At 59.8% G+C, this 19,299-nt stretch carries 21 protein-coding genes and 1 tRNA gene; 16 read left to right on the forward strand and 6 right to left on the reverse strand.

What is annotated here, in order from left to right:
* The first annotated feature begins 166 nt into the window (after positions 1 to 166).
* From ACZ0A4_RS18920 to ACZ0A4_RS18975, 12 genes are all read left to right on the forward strand, one after another.
* The gene (locus ACZ0A4_RS18920; RefSeq protein ID WP_141127549.1) at positions 167 to 1,153 is read left to right on the forward strand and encodes an NAD(P)/FAD-dependent oxidoreductase; all 987 of its coding nucleotides are present in this window, start codon (positions 167 to 169) and stop codon (positions 1,151 to 1,153) included.
* On the forward strand, positions 1,150 to 1,365 hold the full coding sequence (locus ACZ0A4_RS18925; protein ID WP_463575951.1) for a TIGR02450 family Trp-rich protein: 216 nt from the start codon (positions 1,150 to 1,152) through the stop codon (positions 1,363 to 1,365). Before ACZ0A4_RS18920 ends, ACZ0A4_RS18925 begins: the two co-directional genes overlap by 4 nt.
* Before the next feature lie 221 nt (positions 1,366 to 1,586).
* Positions 1,587 to 2,549: a YbgA family protein gene (locus tag ACZ0A4_RS18930; protein ID WP_463575952.1), complete on the forward strand. Its 963-nt coding sequence runs from the start codon at positions 1,587 to 1,589 to the stop codon at positions 2,547 to 2,549.
* Entirely contained in the window at positions 2,549 to 3,490 is a 942-nt protein-coding gene (locus tag ACZ0A4_RS18935; protein ID WP_463575954.1) for a MerR family transcriptional regulator, read from the forward strand. The genes ACZ0A4_RS18930 and ACZ0A4_RS18935 overlap by 1 nt, the downstream gene beginning before the upstream one ends.
* 20 nt (positions 3,491 to 3,510) lie before the next feature.
* Positions 3,511 to 4,956: a deoxyribodipyrimidine photo-lyase gene (phrB, locus tag ACZ0A4_RS18940; protein WP_463575955.1), complete on the forward strand. Its 1,446-nt coding sequence runs from the start codon at positions 3,511 to 3,513 to the stop codon at positions 4,954 to 4,956.
* The gene (locus tag ACZ0A4_RS18945) at positions 4,949 to 5,371 is read left to right on the forward strand and encodes a nuclear transport factor 2 family protein (protein ID WP_016987206.1); all 423 of its coding nucleotides are present in this window, start codon (positions 4,949 to 4,951) and stop codon (positions 5,369 to 5,371) included. The genes phrB and ACZ0A4_RS18945 overlap by 8 nt, the downstream gene beginning before the upstream one ends.
* Positions 5,368 to 6,150 (forward strand): SDR family NAD(P)-dependent oxidoreductase, encoded by a 783-nt coding sequence (locus ACZ0A4_RS18950; protein ID WP_463575956.1) that lies wholly within the window; start codon positions 5,368 to 5,370, stop codon positions 6,148 to 6,150. Before ACZ0A4_RS18945 ends, ACZ0A4_RS18950 begins: the two co-directional genes overlap by 4 nt.
* Positions 6,147 to 7,394 (forward strand): NAD(P)/FAD-dependent oxidoreductase, encoded by a 1,248-nt coding sequence (locus ACZ0A4_RS18955; protein WP_463575957.1) that lies wholly within the window; start codon positions 6,147 to 6,149, stop codon positions 7,392 to 7,394. The genes ACZ0A4_RS18950 and ACZ0A4_RS18955 overlap by 4 nt, the downstream gene beginning before the upstream one ends.
* Positions 7,391 to 8,206, forward strand: coding sequence for a DUF1365 domain-containing protein (locus ACZ0A4_RS18960; protein ID WP_463575959.1), 816 nt, complete (start codon positions 7,391 to 7,393; stop codon positions 8,204 to 8,206). Before ACZ0A4_RS18955 ends, ACZ0A4_RS18960 begins: the two co-directional genes overlap by 4 nt.
* A complete protein-coding gene (locus ACZ0A4_RS18965) occupies positions 8,193 to 9,458 on the forward strand; it encodes a class I SAM-dependent methyltransferase (RefSeq protein WP_463575960.1) in 1,266 nt (421 codons plus the stop codon). Before ACZ0A4_RS18960 ends, ACZ0A4_RS18965 begins: the two co-directional genes overlap by 14 nt.
* On the forward strand, positions 9,451 to 9,942 hold the full coding sequence (locus ACZ0A4_RS18970; RefSeq protein ID WP_463575961.1) for a DUF2878 domain-containing protein: 492 nt from the start codon (positions 9,451 to 9,453) through the stop codon (positions 9,940 to 9,942). Before ACZ0A4_RS18965 ends, ACZ0A4_RS18970 begins: the two co-directional genes overlap by 8 nt.
* A 52-nt stretch (positions 9,943 to 9,994) precedes the next feature.
* Positions 9,995 to 10,300, forward strand: coding sequence for a YkgJ family cysteine cluster protein (locus tag ACZ0A4_RS18975; RefSeq protein ID WP_007912865.1), 306 nt, complete (start codon positions 9,995 to 9,997; stop codon positions 10,298 to 10,300).
* 133 nt (positions 10,301 to 10,433) lie between these two features.
* On the opposite strand, the gene ACZ0A4_RS18980 is transcribed toward ACZ0A4_RS18975, so the two are convergent.
* From ACZ0A4_RS18980 to hemA, 6 genes are all read right to left on the reverse strand, one after another.
* Positions 10,434 to 10,952, reverse strand: coding sequence for an acyloxyacyl hydrolase (locus tag ACZ0A4_RS18980; RefSeq protein WP_463575962.1), 519 nt, complete (start codon positions 10,950 to 10,952; stop codon positions 10,434 to 10,436).
* 112 nt (positions 10,953 to 11,064) lie between these two features.
* Entirely contained in the window at positions 11,065 to 11,856 is a 792-nt protein-coding gene (murI, locus tag ACZ0A4_RS18985) for a glutamate racemase (RefSeq protein ID WP_463575963.1), read from the reverse strand.
* Positions 11,849 to 12,604 carry a molybdopterin-synthase adenylyltransferase MoeB gene (locus tag ACZ0A4_RS18990; protein ID WP_463575964.1) on the reverse strand — a complete coding sequence of 252 codons (756 nt, stop codon included), beginning with the start codon at positions 12,602 to 12,604 and terminating at the stop codon, positions 11,849 to 11,851. Before ACZ0A4_RS18990 ends, murI begins: the two co-directional genes overlap by 8 nt.
* Positions 12,598 to 13,428 (reverse strand): peptide chain release factor N(5)-glutamine methyltransferase, encoded by an 831-nt coding sequence (prmC, locus tag ACZ0A4_RS18995; RefSeq protein WP_463575965.1) that lies wholly within the window; start codon positions 13,426 to 13,428, stop codon positions 12,598 to 12,600. Before prmC ends, ACZ0A4_RS18990 begins: the two co-directional genes overlap by 7 nt.
* The gene (prfA, locus tag ACZ0A4_RS19000; protein ID WP_463575966.1) at positions 13,429 to 14,511 is read right to left on the reverse strand and encodes a peptide chain release factor 1; all 1,083 of its coding nucleotides are present in this window, start codon (positions 14,509 to 14,511) and stop codon (positions 13,429 to 13,431) included.
* Positions 14,508 to 15,794 (reverse strand): glutamyl-tRNA reductase, encoded by a 1,287-nt coding sequence (gene hemA / locus ACZ0A4_RS19005; RefSeq protein ID WP_007951716.1) that lies wholly within the window; start codon positions 15,792 to 15,794, stop codon positions 14,508 to 14,510. Before hemA ends, prfA begins: the two co-directional genes overlap by 4 nt.
* 182 nt (positions 15,795 to 15,976) lie before the next feature.
* On the opposite strand from hemA, the gene ACZ0A4_RS19010 reads away from it, so the two are divergent.
* The 4 genes from ACZ0A4_RS19010 to ACZ0A4_RS19025 all read left to right on the forward strand — a co-directional run bounded on the left by ACZ0A4_RS19010 (position 15,977) and on the right by ACZ0A4_RS19025 (position 19,288).
* Complete coding sequence (locus tag ACZ0A4_RS19010) at positions 15,977 to 17,701, forward strand: tetratricopeptide repeat protein (protein ID WP_007912892.1); 1,725 nt, start codon at positions 15,977 to 15,979, stop codon at positions 17,699 to 17,701.
* A 3-nt stretch (positions 17,702 to 17,704) separates the two neighbouring features.
* Positions 17,705 to 18,322, forward strand: coding sequence for a lipoprotein insertase outer membrane protein LolB (lolB, locus tag ACZ0A4_RS19015; protein WP_463575967.1), 618 nt, complete (start codon positions 17,705 to 17,707; stop codon positions 18,320 to 18,322).
* 51 nt (positions 18,323 to 18,373) lie between these two features.
* Positions 18,374 to 19,177: a 4-(cytidine 5'-diphospho)-2-C-methyl-D-erythritol kinase gene (gene ispE, locus ACZ0A4_RS19020; RefSeq protein ID WP_463577595.1), complete on the forward strand. Its 804-nt coding sequence runs from the start codon at positions 18,374 to 18,376 to the stop codon at positions 19,175 to 19,177.
* Positions 19,178 to 19,213: 36 nt separating this feature from the next.
* A tRNA-Gln gene (locus tag ACZ0A4_RS19025) sits at positions 19,214 to 19,288 on the forward strand.
* Positions 19,289 to 19,299: the final 11 nt, after the last annotated feature.

The raw sequence follows: 19,299 nt of genomic DNA on the forward strand, positions 1-19,299 counted from the left end.
TCACTAGTCTATTTTTATAAGCAGGGATCTTTTCTATCGGGCAGGCTCTATTGTTTAACCATAGGCCAAGCTGTCAGAACGAGAACGCTAGAAGTTATACCAAAAAACAAAATTGTACAGGTTTCATCCACGGCGTAGTCTGTACAGAAAGGTAAACGAGGCCCCTATGACTGTACCTATCGCAATCATCGGCACCGGCATCGCCGGGCTCTCCGCCGCCCAGGCTCTGACAGAGAGCGGGCACACCGTCCAGTTATTCGACAAAAGTCGCGGCAGCGGCGGGCGCATGTCGAGCAAGCGCAGCGACGCCGGTTCGCTGGACATGGGCGCGCAATATTTCACCGCGCGTGATCGCCGCTTCGTCACCGAAGTGCAGCGCTGGCAAAGCCAGGGCTGGGTCGCTGAGTGGACGCCACAGCTCTACACCTATCAGGGCGGGCAACTGAACCTGTCGCCGGACGAGCAGACCCGTTGGGTCGGCGCGCCGCGTATGAGCGCCATTACTCGTGGCTTGCTTGACGGTCTGGAAGTGCATTTCGCCTGCCGGATCACCGAGGTCTATCGCGGTGAAGAACATTGGCATTTGCAGGATGCCGAAGGCTTCACCCACGGGCCGTTCAGCCATGTCGTGATCGCCACCCCGGCACCGCAAGCGACTGCCCTGCTGGCCGCTGCACCGAAACTGGCCGGGGCCGCCGCCGGGGTGAAAATGGACCCGACCTGGGCCGTCGCCCTCGCTTTCGAAACACCACTGGATACGCCGATCGAAGGCTGCTTTGTGCAGGACAGCCCACTCGACTGGCTGGCGCGCAACCGCAGTAAACCGGGGCGCGACAACACCCTCGACACCTGGGTGCTGCATGCCACCAGCGCGTGGAGCCGGCAACATATCGACCTGTCCAAGGAAGCGGTGATCGAGCAACTGCACGGCGCCTTTGCCGAGTTGCTGCACAGCGCGATGCCCGCGCCGAGTTTCAGCCTCGCCCATCGCTGGCTCTATGCCCGCCCCGCCACCGGTCATGAATGGGGCACGCTGGCCGATGCCGATCTGGGCTTGTACGCCTGCGGCGACTGGTGCCTGTCCGGGCGTGTCGAAGGCGCTTGGCTGAGTGGTCAGGAAGCCGCAAAGCGCTTGCACGAACACCTGCAATGAACCGCATCAATCCGCAAAAATTGCTGCTGTCGAAATGGACAGCAGCCCATCCGCAGAACCGCGAAAAGCACTTTCTGGTGACCGAGCTGTTCCGCGACGAGGAAGGCACGGTGCTGGAAGTTGAGTTGCAGGCGGTGTTGACCAAGCGTGCTGAACACTTCGACTGGCAGACACTACAAAACAACACTGAATGGCTGCAGGGCTGGAAGTAAATACCCTCCCCCTGTGGGAGCGAGCTTGCTCGCGAAGGCGGTGAATCAGCCAATGCATCTGTTGAATGTTAATCCGCTTTCGCGAGCAAGCTCGCTCCCAAAGCAAACTGCGCTCAATCCGAAAAAGTTATACAAATAATTTGACTTGTACACCCATGAATCTATGCTGAGCAAAGTTGTACAGAGATCTACCTCTGTACAGGTATGGATTCGAGGTGCCCATGTCCGATCCTTGCGTAGCCAAACCAAAAATCGCCATCAGCGCCTGCCTGCTGGGTGCCGAGGTGCGCTACAACGGTGGGCACAAGGAATCACGGCTATGCAGCCGCACCCTCACCGAGCATTTCGATTTCGTCCCGCTGTGTCCGGAGGTCGCGATCGGCCTGGGTATCCCGCGCGAACCGATCCGCCTTGTTGGCGATGCCGAGCATCCACAAGCGGTCGGCACGGTGAACCGGGCGATCAACGTCACTCAGCCACTGGCCGAATACGGCGAGAAAATGGCCGCCGAACTCGATGACCTCTGCGGCTACATTTTCATGCAGCAATCGCCGTCCTGCGGCCTGGAGCGGGTCAAGGTCTACCACGCCAACGGCGCTCCGGTGAACGGCGGCGGACGCGGGATCTACGCCCAAGCGTTCTGCGCCCGTCATCCGGATCTGCCGGTGGAAGAAGCCGGGCGCCTCAACGACCCGGTGCTGCGCGAGAATTTCATCACCCGTGTGTTCGCCTACAGCGAATGGCAACAAGTCCTCGCCAATGGCCTGAGCCGTCGCGCCCTCACCGAATTCCATTCGCGCTACAAATATTTACTGATGGCGCACAACCCGCTGCAATACAAAGCACTGGGCAAACTGTTGGGCAACATGGCCCACAGCGATCCCGCCGAACTCGGCCCACGCTACTTCAGCGAACTGATGGCGGCGCTGAAAAAATGCGCCACCCGTGGCACCCACTGCAACGTGCTGCTGCACATCAGCGGTTATCTGAAACAGGTAATCAGCGCCGAAGACAAACAGGAAATGCAACACGTCATCGGCCAGTACCGCCAAGGCATCGTGCCGCTGGTGGTGCCGTTGACGCTGCTCAAGCATCACTTTCGCCTCCATCCGGATTCGTACATCGCGCAACAGGTTTACCTGCAACCGCACCCGGAAAACCTCAGCCTGCGAAACGCAATCTAATGAACGACAAACTCGATACCAGCGCCCAGGAAGACCTTGGCGCGGATTTTAAAAAAGCCCTCGACGAGGGCTGGCTGCCGATCCGCGAAGTCGCCCGGCAGACCGGCGTAAACGCGATCACCCTGCGCGCGTGGGAACGCCGCTACGGGCTGGTCGTCCCGCAACGCACGCCCAAAGGTCACCGACTGTATTCGGCCGAACATGTGCAGCAAATTCTGACCATCCTTACCTGGCTCAACCGTGGTGTTGCCGTCAGTCAGGTCAAACCGCTGCTCGACGCACCGCAGGCGTTCAGCGAGTCGGTGGAAAACGACTGGCAGCGCTTGCGCCAAACCCTGCTTGCAGCCGTCACGCAGCTCAATGAACGCAGTCTCGACGACAGCGTCAATCAGGCCATGGCGCTCTACCCGCCACGCACCTTGTGCGAGCAATTGTTGATGCCGCTGCTGGCGGAACTGGAGCAGCGCTGGCAAGGTCAGTTCGGCGCGCAGATGGAACGGGTGTTCTTTTATTCGTGGTTACGCAGCAAATTCGGCACACGCATCTACCATAACAATCGTCAGTTACATGGCGCACCGCTGTTATTGATCAATCATTCCGACCTGCCACTGGAACCTCACCTGTGGCTGTGCGCGTGGCTGATCAGCAGCGCCGATTGTCCGGTGCAAGTGTTTGACTGGCCGCTGCCGGCCGCCGAACTGGCGCTGGCGGTCGAACATCTGCAAGCCCGTGGCGTACTGCTGTATTCCAGCAAAGCCATGAACCTTGCGCAGTTGCCGAAACTATTGAACGGAGTCAGTTGCCCGAAAATGCTGGTCGGACCAACGGTATGCATCCACCACGCCGAGTTGTCCGTAAGAACTTGCGAGATGGCTGATGTGTTCCTGGCTGAAGACGCGCTTCTGGCGCACCAGGTGCTCGTTCAGCGTGGGCTGATCTAATGGACGCAGTGAGTTCCGACATGCAATTGATCTGGCTGCGCAGCGATCTGCGCCAACATGACAACACTGCCCTCGCGGCCGCCGCAGCGCGCGGCCCGACGGTCGCCGTGTTTCTGTTGAGCCCGCAGCAATGGCACGAGCATGACGATGCAGCGTGCAAGGTCGACTTTTGGTTGCGTAACCTGCGGGAGTTGAGTGCTAGCCTTGGCCAACTGAATATCCCGTTGCTGATTCGCACTGCGACCCATTGGGATCAGGCCCCGGCAGAACTGCTCAAACTCTGCCGGCAGTTGCGGATAGCAGCGGTTCACGCCAATGAAGAATATGGCGTCCATGAAAGCCGTCGCGATGCAGCGGTGGCCGAAACACTAAAGGCCGAGGGCATCACCTTTCACAGCTATCTCGACCAGTTGCTGTTCAAACCCGGCAGCGTACTGACCAAGACCGAGAGTTACTTCAAGGTGTTCAGCCAGTTCCGCAAAGTCTGTTACGAACGCCTGCATCGCTCGATGCCGGGGTTGGTCAAGGCCCCCGGAAAACAGGCAAAACTTGCCATCGACAGCGACCCGGTTCCCGACTCCGTCGAAGGCTTTGCCACACCGAGCCAATCCCTGCGCGATCTGTGGCCCGCCGGTGAACAGGAAGCCCGACGCCGCCTCGACACCTTCACCGACGTGCAGATCGACTACTACCAAAGCGAACGTGACTTTCCGGCCAAACCTGGCACCAGTCAGCTCTCGGCGTATCTGGCGGCGGGCGTGATTTCGCCGCGCCAGTGTCTGCATGCCGCCCTGCAAAGTAATCAGGGCGAATTCGAGAGCGGCAAGGTCGGCGCGGTTACCTGGATCAACGAACTGCTGTGGCGCGAGTTCTACAAGCACATTCTGGTCGGCTACCCACGGGTCTCAAGGCATCGCGCTTTCCGCCCGGAAACCGAAGCGCTGGCCTGGCGTGATGCGCCGGAGGATCTCGCGGCGTGGCAAGAGGCCCGCACCGGTCTGCCGATCATCGATGCGGCCATGCGCCAATTGCTGGAAACCGGCTGGATGCACAATCGCCTGCGCATGGTCGTGGCGATGTTCCTGACCAAAAACCTGTTGATCGACTGGCGCGAAGGCGAACGCTTTTTCATGCGCCACCTGATTGATGGTGACCTGGCAGCGAACAACGGTGGCTGGCAATGGAGTTCGTCGACGGGCACCGATTCGGCGCCGTATTTCCGCATCTTCAATCCGCTGAGCCAGTCGGAAAAATTCGACAGCGAAGGCCTGTTCATCAAGCACTGGCTGCCGGAACTGGCCGACCTCAACAAAAAAGAATTGCACAACCCGGCCAACCTCGGTGGTTTGTTCGGTGCGGTGGATTATCCGTCGCCGATCGTCAACCTCAGCGACTCGCGCCAGCGGGCACTGGCGGCCTTCAAGAATCTGCCATCGCGTACGTCTACAGGAGGCGATGATGAGTGAATTCCTGCGCCGCTTCGCCCGGCAATTTTCAGCGTTGAACAAAGACAACCTGCAAAGCCTGGGCGAGCTGTACAGCGATGACATTCATTTCACCGACCCGCTGCACGAGGTTCAGGGGCTGGCGCAGCTACGCGACTATTTCGGCGAGCTCTACGCCAACGTCAGCGAACTGCGTTTCGACTTTCATGGTTTCGACCAGATCGGCGACTGCGAAGGCTACCTGCGCTGGGTCATGAGTTATCGCCACCCGCGCCTGGCGGGTGGCCGCGTGATTCGTGTCAGCGGTTGCTCGCATCTGTTGTGGCACGACAAGGTTTATCGCCACCGGGATTATTTCGATGCCGGGGCGCTGCTGTATGAACATTTACCAGTATTGGGCCGGGTCATCGCCTGGCTGAAAAGGAGAATGGGATGAGTCGTACACCTCCACGGCGTTATTGGTTGACCGGGGCCAGCAGTGGCATCGGCGCGGCCCTGGCTGAGGAAATTCTGAAAACCGGTGCGCATCTGGCGGTCAGTTCCCGTCAGATCGCACCGCTCAAGGTCTTGTCGCAACGCTATCCAGGGCAGGTTTTAGTAGTGCCGGGGGATCTGACCAACAGTCAGACAGTGCGCGAAATCGGTGAGCAGATCGCCGAGGACTGGGGTTCGCTGGACTCGGTAATTCTCAACGCCGGCACCTGCGAATACGTCGATGCCAAGCAGTTCGATTCCTCGATCATCGAGCATGTGGTGCGCACCAACCTGCTCGCCAGCAGTTATTGCATCGAGGCCGCGCTGCCGCTGCTGCGTAAAGGCACCGCGCCGCACCTGATCGGCGTGGCCAGTTCGGTGACCTACCTGCCGCTGCCCCGCGCCGAAGCCTACGGCGCCTCGAAGGCCGGTTTGCGTTATCTGTTCGAATCGCTGCGCATCGATCTGGCCGACGAAGGCATTGAAGTCACCGTGGTCAGCCCAGGCTTCGTCGAAACACCGCTGACCGCCAAGAATGATTTCCCCATGCCCTTGAGCTGGCCTGTGGATAAAGCCGCGCGGCACATCTTCGCCAAGCTCAAGGACCGGCCGCTGGAGATCGCCTTCCCGGCGCTGTTCATGGCCGCGCTGTGGCCGCTGTCGAAACTGCCGGCACGCGTCCAACTGGCGATCGGCAAGCGCATGGTGCGCAAGTCTCCACCGCTGACGGATCCGACATGAAAATTGCCATCGTCGGCAGCGGCATCGCCGGGCTGACCTGCGCCCACCTGCTCAATCGCCGGCACGAGATCACGGTGTTCGAGGCCAGCGACTGGGTCGGTGGCCACACGCACACGGTCGACGTCACGGTCGCAGGACGGCAGTACGCTGTGGACACCGGTTTCATCGTCTTCAACGACTGGACCTACCCGAATTTCATCCGCCTGCTCGGCCAGCTCGGCGTAGCGTTCAAGCCGACTGAAATGAGCTTTTCGGTGACCGACCCGGACACCGGACTGGAATATAACGGCAACAACCTCAACAGCCTCTTCGCCCAGCGCAGCAACCTAATGTCGCCAGGGTTCTGGGGCATGTTGCGCGACATTCTGCGCTTCAACAAAGAAGCCCAGCGCGACCTCGTCGAACTGCGCATCGCCGCCGACACCACCCTCGACGAATACCTCAAGGCCGGCGGTTACGGCGAGCGTTTCATCCTGCATTACATCGTGCCGATGGGCTCGGCGATCTGGTCGATGCCGATGGCGGAAATGCTCAATTTCCCGCTGCAGTTTTTTGTGCGGTTCTTCAAGAACCATGGCTTGTTGTCGGTCAGTGAGCGGCCGCGATGGCAGGTCATCGAAGGCGGCTCAAGCGCCTATATCGCGCCGCTGACGGCAGCGTTCAAGGAGCGGATTCGTCTCAATTGCCCGGTAACCCGGGTTGATCGCGACGCGCATGGCGTAGTTATCCACAGCCCGGCAGGCATTGAGCATTTCGACCAAGTGGTATTCGCCTGCCACAGCGATCAAGCGTTGAAACTGCTGGCAGTCCCAAGCGATGCCGAACGCACGATCCTCGGTGCCCTGCCCTACGCCGACAATGAAGTGGTACTGCACACAGACACGCGCTTGTTACCAACGCGAAAACTGGCCTGGGCAAGCTGGAACTATCGCCTCAGCGGCGCCGGCCATACTCACGCCGCCGTCACCTACGACATGAACATTCTGCAGGGCATACAGAGCGACACCACGTTCTGTGTCAGCCTCAACCAGAGCGCCGGCATCAGCCCGGACAAAGTGCTTGCCCGTTACACCTATGCCCATCCGCAATTCAGCCTCGCGGCAGTGGCGGCGCAAAACCGCTGGGGCGAACTGGATGGCGCGCAACATACGCATTATTGCGGCGCCTATTGGGCCAACGGTTTCCATGAGGACGGTGTGGTCAGCGCCTTGCGCGTGGCCGCCGCGTTCGGTGAAACCTTATGAACAGCGCCCTCTACAGTGGCTGGATTGGCCATCGGCGTTTCTCACCGCGCCGCCATGAATTCCGTTATCGGATCGGTATGCTCTACCTCGACCTCAGCGAGCAGGACGCCGTGCTCGCACTGTCGCCGCTGGCCGGGCGCAGTCGCTTTGCGCCGTTTTCATTTCGCGAGACCGACTACCTCAAGACCTTTACCGGCCGTGGCATGCGCCTGATCGATGCCGTGCGTCGGCAGGTCGGCATCGCCATCGGCCACGAACCGCAAGGCTCGATCTGCCTGCTGACCCAGGCGCGCAGTTGGGGGTTGTCGTTCAACCCGGTGAGTTTCTTTTATTGCCATGAAGCCGACGGACAACTGGCGGCGATTGTCTGCGAGGTCACCAATACGCCGTGGCGCGAGCGCTATCACTACGTACTGCCAGCGCGCACGCCCGTCGACCTCCAGGATTTTCACCAGCACTTTGCCGTCGCCAAAGCCTTTCACGTTTCGCCGTTTTTGCCGCGCGATCTCGAATATCGCATGAGTTTCAGTCCCGCCGCGCAAGCCCTCGGCGTGCACATGGCCGACTGGCAAGGCGAGCACAAACTGTTCGACGCGACGCTCAATCTGCAGCGCGAAACCCTTGATCGCCAGAGCCTGCATCGATATTTGCGCCGCTTCCCGTGGATGACCGCGAAAACCGCCTTGGCGATCTACTGGCAAGCGCTGCGACTGCTGCTCAAACGCGCACCGCTTTTTGCTCATCAGGCTGCCGACGGCAGTTTTCAAACCGCCACTGTGCCTCCCAAGGAGCACCGCCATGAAATCCTCTAGTCTGTCGGTCAGTCGGTTCAGCACCAACGGTCTGACCGGATCGCTGCTGCGTCGTGGTGTATTGCGCCAATTGGCGCAGCTCAAACACGGACATCTGCTGGTGATCGAGGATGGCGAACGGCTGATGTTCGGCGCGCCGGGCAGTACGTTGCTCGGGGAAATCCATGTGCTCGACTCGGCCGTCTGGGGCATGGTCGCCGGCAATGGTTCGATTGGTGCTGGCGAGGCGTTTATTCACGGTTATTGGAGTTCGCCGGATCTGACGGCGGTGGTGCGCGTGTTCGTCAGCAATCTGGACGTGCTCGATGCCATGGAGGGCGGCCTGGCACGCCTGGGCCGGCCGTTGGTGCAAGGCCTGCATTGGCTCAATCGCAATACGCGCAAGGGTTCGCAGAAAAACATCGCTGCGCACTACGACCTCGGTAACGATCTGTTCGAGCAGTTTCTCGATCCGACCATGATGTATTCGGCGGCGCAGTTCCTTACGCCAGAAGACAGCCTCGAACAGGCGCAGTTGAACAAGCTGGAGCGGATCTGCCAGAAACTCGCGCTGCAACCCGGCGACCATTTGCTGGAGATCGGCACCGGTTGGGGCAGCATGGCGCTCTACGCCGCTCAGAACTACGGTTGCCGCGTCACCACTACGACGCTGTCAAAAGAGCAGTATGCGTTTACCGCGCAACGCATCGAACAACTGGGCTTGCAGGATCAGGTCACGCTGCTGCTCAAGGACTACCGCGACCTCACTGGCGAATACGACAAACTGGTGTCGATCGAAATGATCGAAGCCGTCGGTCACCGCTTCCTGCCAGCCTACTTCAAACAATGTGCGCACCTGCTCAAGAGCAACGGCCTGATGCTGATCCAGGCGATCACTATTCGCGAACAACGCTACGAACAAGCCAAGCGCGGCGTCGACTTCATCCAGCGTTACATCTTCCCCGGTGGCGCCCTGCCCTGCGTGCAGAAAATGCTCGAAGTGGTCAGCCGCGACACCGATATGAACCTGCTGCACATGGAAGATTTCGGCCTGCACTACGCCCGCACCCTGCGTTTGTGGCACGAGAACTTCCGTCGCGCCCATGGCCGTTTGAGCGAGTTGGGTTACGACGACTATTTCCTGCGGCTGTGGGAGTTTTACCTGTGTTACTGCGAGGGCGGATTTCTTGAGCGCACCATCGGCACCGCGCAATTGCTGCTGGCCAAACCAGCCGCAATGACCGCACCGCTACTCGGTCGCTTCGATGCTTGAGCGTGTCGCCAATGCCGTGTTGTTCCAGATCGGCTGGCTGACCTGCGTGCTCGGCGGCAACAGTTTGTGGTTGTTGCTGGCGTTGGCGGTGCTGGTGATTCATCTGCGCTGGATCAGCAGTTGGGCGGCCGAGGGCCGTTTGATGTTGAGCGTGGTGATTGTCGGCACGGCGGTGGACAGCGTTTTGCGCGCGGCGGGTGTGTTCGAGTTTCAGGACCTGTCGCCGCTGATTCCGCTGTGGCTGATGCTGCTCTGGGCACTGCTGGGGACCACGTTGCGTCATTGCCTGGCCTGGAGCGCCCGGCCGTGGTGGCTGGCGAGTGCGCTGGGCGCGATCGGTGGCGCGTTGTCGTATTACGCTGGCGGGCGACTGGCCGGGGTGCAATTTCCCTATGGTGAACTGTCGACATTGATCGGCATCGGCCTGCTCTGGGCGCTGCTGTTTCCGTTGCTGCATGTGATGGCTCGGCGCTTGAGTCACTGAGCGTCTGTCAGACCTTTCACACGCACAGCGGCGACTGCCTTACACTGCCGCCATGAAAACCATACCCCACCAGCAAATCACCGAGCCGGCGGTCACCTGCTCGACCTGCGCGGCGTGCTGCTGCCAGCTCGAAGTGATGCTGATCACCGACACCGGCGTGCCTGATCGCTTTATCGATACCGATGAGTGGGGCGGCGAAGTGATGCTGCGTCTGGACGACGGCTGGTGCGCGGCGCTGGATCGCGACAGCATGATGTGCACGATCTATGAGAAACGCCCGCTGATCTGCCGCGAGTTCGAAATGGGCGCGCCGGAATGCATTGAAGAACGCAAAGGCATCACGACCGCTTACCGCTGATCCCAATAACACCCCCAAACCAAATGTGGGAGCGAGCCTGCTCGCGAAAGCGCTCTTTCATTCAACATCATCGTTGGATATGAAACAGCTTTCGCGAGCAGGCTCGCTCCCACAGGGGTCAGGTGTGTATCAGTCAGAGCGGCATCGTGTAATGCAGCGAGTAACTTTCTACACCGTCGTTGTCACTGGCCAGGCCCGCGTTGGAATAGTGCGTCGCACGAATCCCGACTTCATGCCCACCATTGAAACGCAGGCCAAAACCGAAGCGGTCTTCGAACTGGAAAGAGCCGCCGAGGTTATTGGATTCGTACTGGGTGTTGGAGAACGCCGCCACGCCGATCCCCGCTTCGATATACGGTTTGACCGATTGACCGGCAAACTCGTAAACGAATACCGGCGAGAACGACAGGCTGTTGTTGCTGGAGGTCTTGTCACCTTCCCAGTAGGTGTAAGCCCCGCTCCAGTAACCGGTCAGGCGACCGACGTCACTCTGCAGCCAGCTCTTGTCCCAGTCGAAATTCATGCCCAGGCGATACGTCATGGTCGAGTCGCTGGTGGCCCCCACCGCGAACTCCACGCCTGCCGCTTGTGCAGTAAAACTTTGCCCCATCAGTGCGGCCGCAATCGCGGCCAAGCAGAATAGTCGCTTCACGTTGAAACTTCCTTTTCCGGAACGATCGTTTGGTTTTCTAGGTAACTCATCGCTATAGAAGCTAGCGCCTGCTCAGAAGTTCAGCTGATTTTTTAGTTATTTCACAATTTTTTTACAAGCTGAAGTTTTGCACTTCGCCAGCGTTTTGTCCCAGCAGCGGCAAGATGTTTTTCAAGTACGCAGGATCGGCGCTGGACCAGAATCTGACCGACTGGTTCGGGCCGACAGCGAGTAAATCGCGCTCCGCCAAAAGCCGCTGAAGTTGACGCGCCACAGCCGCGCCGGTATCGATCAGGCTGATGTCCGCAGGGATCATCGACTTGAGCATCGGCTTGAGAAAAGGATAGTGGGTGCAGCCCAAAATGATTGTGTCGCAACCACTGGTCAGCAGTGGTTCGACATAGCCGTGCAGCAACTGGCGCAACTCGGTGCTGTGCAGATCGCCGCTTTCAATCAGCTCGACGAGGCCGGGGCATGGCTGGGTGATCACGCGTACGTCAGCGGCAAAGCGATCCAGCAACGCGGCGAATTTGGCGCTCTGCAATGTGCCGGTGGTGGCGAGCACACCGACCACACCGCTGCGGGTCGCGGCGGCGGCGGGTTTGACCGCTGGCTCCATGCCGACTATTGGCCAGTCGGGAAAGTCGCGACGCAAATCGGCAACGCCGGCAACCGTGGCCGTATTGCAGGCCAGCACCAAGGCCTTGGCGCCTTGCTCATGGAAAAACCCGGCCATCACGCTGCAGCGCTGACGGATAAATTCCGGGGTTTTCTCACCGTAGGGAATGTGCCCGCAATCGGCGACATAGAGCAGCGATTCATTGGGCAGCAAACGCTGGATTTCCGCCAGCACCGACAAGCCGCCGACGCCGGAGTCGAACACGCCGATCGGCGCTTCACGCATGGCGCGGACCACAGACGCTGCACCCCGGATCACGCTTGACCCGCAACTCGCGGAAACGCGAACCGAGAGCATCGATCAACAGCAAACGGCCCACCAGCGGCTCACCGAAACCGACCAGAACCTTCAAGGCCTCAAGCGCTTGCAGGCTGCCAACCAGCCCCACCAGCGGCCCGACCACACCCGCTTCGCTGCAAGTCAGTTCGGCTTCGCTGCCGTGCCCGTATAAACAGTGGTAACACGGGCTCTCGGCGCGACGCGGGTCGAACACTGACAACTGCCCTTCCAGGCGAATCGCCGCACCGCTGACCAGTGGCTTGCACGCCGCCACACACGCGGCGTTGACCGCTTCGCGGGTGGAGAAATTATCGGAACAGTCGAGCACCAGATCCACCGCTGCCACAGCAGCGGCGAGGGAATCCTCGTCCAGCGCCTGACGATGGGCGATCAGTTGAATCTCGGGATTGATCGCGCCCAGACGTTTGAGCGCCGAGTCGACCTTGCTCATGCCGACGCTGTCGGTGTCATGAATGATCTGGCGTTGCAGGTTGGTCAGGTCGACCGTGTCGAAATCCGCCAGATGCAGCTCACCGACACCCGCCGCCGCCAGATACAAAGCCACCGGAGCGCCGAGACCGCCGAGGCCGACGATCAGCACGCGACTGTGCTTGAGCTTCAGTTGCCCGTCGATGTCGATGTGTTGCAGCAGAATCTGCCGGCTGTAGCGCAGCAATTCCTGATCATTCAGCACGGCAGGCGCCCCAGACTGATGCGTTGATGGCCGCCCAGATCGGTGCGGCTGTGGACTTCTTCAAAACCGCGAGTGAGCAGCAGATCACGCACGGCTTCGGCTTGATCATAGCCGTGCTCGAGCATCAGCCAGCCAGCGGCCTCCAGATGATCCGGGGCCTGGGCGACGATCAAACGCAGATCATCGAGCCCGTCTGCACCGGCGACCAGCGCACTGGCCGGTTCGAAGCGCACATCGCCTTCGACCAGATGCGGATCGGCGGCGGCAATGTACGGCGGGTTGCTGATGATCAACTGGAAGCGCTGACCTTCAAGGGCGCTGAACCAGTGGCTGCTCAACACCGTGGCGTTGTTCAAATGCAAGCGCTGGCGATTGCGTTCGGCCAAGGCTACGGCTTCGAGTACGCGATCCACCGCAGTGACTTTCCACGCCGGACGCTCGCTGGCCAGGGCCAGGGCAATCGCGCCGCTGCCGGTGCCGAGATCGAGTACTTTGGCCGGCGTCGCGGGGAGCAATTCCAGCGCCGCTTCTACCAGCAATTCAGTGTCCGGGCGCGGGATCAGCGTGTGCGGTGCGACTTCCAGATCGAGTTTCCAGAAGCCTTGCTGTCCGAGAATGTAGGCCACCGGCTCGCCGCCACGACGACGTTGCAGGTATTCGGCAAAGGTCAGCGCCGCTTCACTCGGCACGATACGCTCGGGCCAGGTGTGCAGAAAACTGCGCGATTTGCCCAGCGCAGCGGCGAGAAGCAACTCGGCGTCAAGACGCGCCGTGGGCGAGTCCGGCAGTTCAGCGGCGCGCAACAGGCTGGCGATGATGGTCATTTATTCACCTATCGCTGCAAGTTGATCCGCCTGGTGTTCGGCCAGCAACGGCTCGATCACCGCTTCAACGCCACCGGCGAGGATTTCATCCAGCGAGTACAGGGTCAGGTTGACGCGATGGTCGGTAACCCGGCCCTGAGCAAAGTTATAGGTGCGAATCCGCTCGGAACGGTCACCGGAACCGACCAGCAATTTACGCTCGCTGGCGATCGCATTGGCCGCCGCAGCGGTTTGCTGATCGTTGAGCTTGGCCGACAACCAGGCCATCGCACGAGCACGGTTCTTGTGTTGCGAACGTTCTTCCTGACACTCGACGACGGTGCCGGTCGGAATGTGCGTGATGCGGATCGCCGAATCGGTGGTGTTGACGTGCTGACCACCGGCCCCGGAGGAACGGTAAGTGTCGACGCGCAAATCCGCCGGGTTGATCTCGATGGCTTCGCGCTCGTCCGGCTCGGGCAACACCGCGACGGTGCAGGCCGAGGTGTGGATACGGCCCTGGGATTCGGTGGCGGGTACGCGCTGTACGCGGTGCGCGCCGGATTCGAATTTCAGCTTGCCGTAAACATTGTCGCCTTCAATGCGCGCGATGACTTCTTTATAGCCACCGTGTTCGCCTTCGTTTGCCGACAGGATTTCCACACGCCAGCCACGGCGCTCGGCGTAACGCGAGTACATGCGGAACAGGTCGCCGGAGAAGATCGCCGCCTCGTCGCCACCGGTGCCGGCGCGAATTTCGAGGAACACGTTACGCCCGTCATTCGGATCCTTGGGCAGCAACATGCGTTGCAGATCGTCTTCCAGGGTCACCAGCAATTCTTTGGCTTCGCGGACTTCTTCCACGGCCATTTCGCGCATGTCCGGGTCGTTGTCCTTGAGCAGCGCCTGCGCGCCTTCCAGATCGCCTTGTACGCTGAGCAGCTTTTTATAGGCTTGCACGACCGGCTCGAGTTCGGCGTATTCCTTGGAATACGCGCGGAATCTGGTCTGATCGGCAATGACTTCGCCGTCGCCGAGCAGCGCGGTCAGTTCCTCGAAACGGTCCTGGAGGATGTCCAGCTTATTGAGCAGTGACGCTTTCATTGCGGTTTTTTATCCGAAAAGCTATCCGGTGAGCCCTCAAGGGCAAAGAGTTCCTGGGCCATGGCCAGCGCATCGAGGCGGCCTTCGGCAGAAAGCTTTTTCAGTTGCACGCTAGGCGCGTGCAACAGTTTATTGGTCAGGCCACGGGCCAGTTGCCCAAGCACGTCTTCAGCGTTGCCGCCATTGGCCAGCAGGCGCAGGGCCTTTTGCAGCTCTTCATCGCGCAGGCGTTCGCTCTGTTGACGATAGGCCTTGAGCACATCGACCGCCGCCAGCTCGCGCAGGCGCACCATGAAATCGTCGGCGCCGACCGAGACCATCTCTTCAGCGGCTTGCGCTGCGCCCTGACGGCTCTTGAGGTTTTCGGCGACCACTTCGTGGAGATCGTCGACGCTATAGAGGTAAACGTCGTCCAACTCGCCGACTTCCGGCTCGATATCCCGGGGAACGGCGATGTCGACCATGAAGATCGGTTTGTGCTTGCGCAGCTTCAAAGCGCTTTCCACCGCGCCTTTGCCAAGAATTGGCAACTGACTGGCGGTGGAACTGATGACGATGTCGCTGCGCACCAGTTCTGCCGGGATGTCCGACAGCAACACCGCGTGAGCACCGAACTGTTCGGCCAGCAAACTGGCGCGCTCCAGCGTGCGGTTGGCAACAACGATGCGCTTGACGCCCAGCTCGTGCAAATGGCGGGCGACCAGGGTGATGGTCTCGCCGGCGCCGATCAGCAAGGCCTGACTGCGTTGCAAATCGCTGAAAATCTGTTTGGCCAGGCTGACCGCAGCAAATGCCACCGATACCGGGTTTTCACCGATCGCGGTGTCGGTGCGCACCTGCTTGGCGGCGTTGAACGTCGCTTGAAACAGTCGCCCCAACAGCGGGCCGATGGTGCCGGCCTCGCGAGCCACGGCGTAGGCCGATTTCATCTGACCGAGAATCTGCGGTTCGCCCAGCACCAGCGAGTCGAGCCCGGAGGCGACGCGCATCATGTGACGAACTGCCGCATCATCTTCATGCACATAAGCACTCGCGCGCAGCTCATCGAGGCTTAAATGGTGATAGTCGGCCAGCCAGCGCAGCACGATATCGGCAGAAAGCTGATCCTGTTCTATATAAAGCTCACTGCGATTGCAGGTGGAGAGGATCGCAGCTTCGCGGCTGTCGGTCAGTCGGCAGAGCTGCTGCAAGGCCTCCACCAGCTGTTCAGGAGTAAAGGCCACGCGCTCGCGGACGTCTACTGACGCAGTCTTGTGGTTGATACCGAGTGCAAGGAAGGCCATTCAAGGTCGCTGATGGTGACGTGAAGCCGGCAATTGTCCTACTTCGAAAGATTCAGAACAACTACCGCTGACTATTGTCCCAATCGTCAGCCCCTATAATGGGCACAATTGAGTCTCGGTTATGTTTGGCCGAAGGCTTGTGTCATGATGATCCGACCGCAGGTTAGTCGTCCTTTTCCTATATGAATAGATCTTCCGCGTTGCTCCTCGCTTTTGTCTTCCTCAGCGGCTGCCAGGCCTTGGCTCCCGTTTCGCCGGACGGTACGCCGTCGGTCGAAGACACCACGCCCGCGCCTGAAAAACCCAAGGTTTACAGCTCGTTCAGCGAGGAAACCGTTTTCAGCCTGTTGAGCGCCGAACTCGCCGGCCAGCGCAATCGTTTCGACATTGCCCTGGATAACTACGTGACCCAGGCCATCAATACGCAGGATCCGGGCGTCTCCGAGCGCGCATTCCGTATCGCCGAATATCTGGGCGCCGATCAACCGGCCCTCGATACCGCGCTGATCTGGGCGAAAAACGCCCCGGACGACCTCGAAGCGCAACGTGCCGCCGCCGTGCAACTGGCGCGCGCGGGGCGTTATGACGACTCGATGGTCTATATGGAGAAAGTCCTGCAGGGCAAGGGCGACACCCATTTCGACTTCCTCGCGCTGTCGGCAGCGGATACCGATCAGGAAACCCGCAACGGTCTGATGAAAAGTTTTGACCGTTTGTTGCAGCGTCATCCGAACAACAGCCAGCTGATTTTCGGCAAAGCCCTGCTGTTGCAACAGGACGGCGACAACAAAGCCGCACTGGCATTGCTTGAAGACCATCCGCCGGAAGAAGGCGAGATCGCGCCGATCCTGCTGCGCGCACGTCTGCTGCAATTGCTGAACCGTGGCGACGAAGCACTGCCACTGCTGCAGAAAAGCATCAAAAAGTACCCGGACGACAAACGCCTGCGCCTGACTTACGCGCGCATGCTGGTCGAACAGGACCGCATGGACGACGCCAAAGCCGAGTTCTCCAGCCTTGTGCAGCAATACCCGGAAGACGACGAACTGCGTTACTCGCTGGCGTTGGTCTGCCTGGAAGCCAAAGCCTGGGACGAGGCCAAGGGTTATCTGGAAGACTTGATCGCCCGCGAAAGCCACGTCGATTCGGCGCACCTGAACCTCGGTCGCATCGCTGAAGAACGCAACGACCCGCAAGGCGCGCTCATTGAGTACGCTCAGGTCGGCCCGGGCAACGACTATCTGCCAGCGCAATTGCGTCAGGCCGATATTCTGATGAACAACGGTAAAACCGCTGAAGCGCAGAGCAAACTCGCCGCCCAGCGCGACGAGCAACCGGACTACGCGATTCAGCTATACCTGATCGAATCGGAAACCCTGTCGGCCAATAAACAGGACGACAAGGCCTGGAAAGTCTTGCAGCAAGCCTTGCTGCAATACCCGGACGATCTGAATCTGCTCTATACACGGGCCATGCTCGCGGAAAAACGCAATGACCTGGCGCAGATGGAAAAAGACCTGCGCCTGATCATCAAGCGTGATCCGGACAACGCCATGGCGCTCAACGCTTTGGGCTACACCCTGTCCGATCGCACCACGCGCTACGCTGAAGCCAAAGCGCTGATCGAGCAGGCACACCAGATCAATCCGGAAGACCCGGCCGTACTCGACAGCCTCGGCTGGGTGAATTACCGCTTGGGCAATCTGGATGACGCCGAGAAATATCTGCGTCAGGCGCTGGAGCGCTTCCCCGATCACGAAGTCGCCGCGCATCTGGGCGAAGTGTTGTGGACCAAGGGCAACCAGCGTGAAGCCAAACAAATCTGGGGCAAATTCCTCAAGGATCAGCCCGACAGCACCATTCTGCGCAGCACCATCAAGCGCCTGACCGGATCCGAGACTCTTTAACTCATGTTTTTGCGCCACGTTATTGTTTTCAGCTTCATCGCCCTGCTCGCTGGCTGCTCGGGTTTTGGCACTCGCGAATCGGTCGAGGGCCACGGCAGTCCGGCTCAATGGGCCGCGAACAAACAACAGCTGAGCGGCCTCGATGGCTGGCAGATCGACGGCAAGATCGGCATCCGCGCACCGAGAGATTCCGGAAGCGGCACGCTGTTCTGGCTGCAGCGTCAGGACTATTACGACATTCGTCTGTCCGGCCCGCTGGGTCGTGGTGCAGCACGCCTGACCGGACGTCCGGGCAAAGTGTCGCTGGAAGTCGCCAATCAGGGGCGCTACGAATCGCAGTCCCCGGAAGCCCTGCTCGAAGAGCAACTTGGCTGGAAACTGCCAGTGTCGAATCTGGCCTGGTGGGTGCGTGGTCTGCCCGCTCCAGACAGCAAAAGTCGCCTGAGTCTGGATGCTGACAGCCGCTTGGCCAACCTGGAACAGGATGGCTGGAAAGTCGAATACACCGCTTACACCGAACAAAACGGCTACTGGTTGCCCGAGCGCATCAAGCTGCACGGCACTGACCTCGACGTGACGCTGGTGATCAAGACCTGGCAGCCGCGCAAGTTGGGGCAATAAACCGTGACCGCTACACGCCTGACCCTGCCCTCGCCGGCCAAACTCAACCTGATGCTGCACATTCTCGGTCGCCGTGAAGACGGTTATCACGAGTTGCAGACACTGTTTCAGTTTGTCGACTACGGCGATGAAATCACGTTTGCCGTGCGTGATGACGGTGTGATTCAACTGCATACCGAGTTCGCCGGCGTACCGCATGACAGCAACCTGATCGTGCGCGCGGCGAAAATGCTTCAGCAACAGTCCGGCTGTTCGCTCGGCATCGACATCTGGATTGATAAAGTCCTGCCCATGGGCGGCGGTATTGGTGGCGGCAGCTCGAATGCGGCGACGACTTTGCTCGGTCTGAATCATTTGTGGCAGCTGGGTTGGGACGAAGATCGCCTGGCCGCACTGGGTTTGTCGCTGGGCGCCGACGTACCGGTTTTTGTCCGTGGTCACGCGGCGTTTGCCGAAGGCGTGGGCGAGAAACTCACCCCGGTGAATCCCGAAGAACCGTGGTATCTGGTGCTCGTGCCGCAAGTCTCTGTTAGTACGGCAGAAATTTTTTCCGATCCTTTGTTGACACGTAACACGCCGCCCATTAAAGTGCGCCCCGTTCCCGAGGGAAACAGTCGAAATGACTGCTTGCCGGTGGTTGCAAGGCGTTATCCAGAAGTACGTAACGCATTGGATTTGTTAGGTAAATTTACCGAAGCAAAACTCACCGGAACTGGAAGTTGTGTGTTTGGGGGCTTCCCAAGCAAAGCTGAAGCTGATAAAGTCTCGGCCCTTCTGACAGAGACCCTTACAGGGTTTGTAGCAAAAGGCAGCAACGTTTCGATGTTGCACCGCAAGCTGCAAAGTCTGCTCTAAAGGAACCAGGTGCTCGGCACTTGATGCAACAGATACAGGGGCGTCGCCAAGCGGTAAGGCAGCAGGTTTTGATCCTGCCATGCGTTGGTTCGAATCCAGCCGCCCCTGCCATTTTCTATACT

Source organism: Pseudomonas sp. AC172 (genome assembly GCF_979258595.1).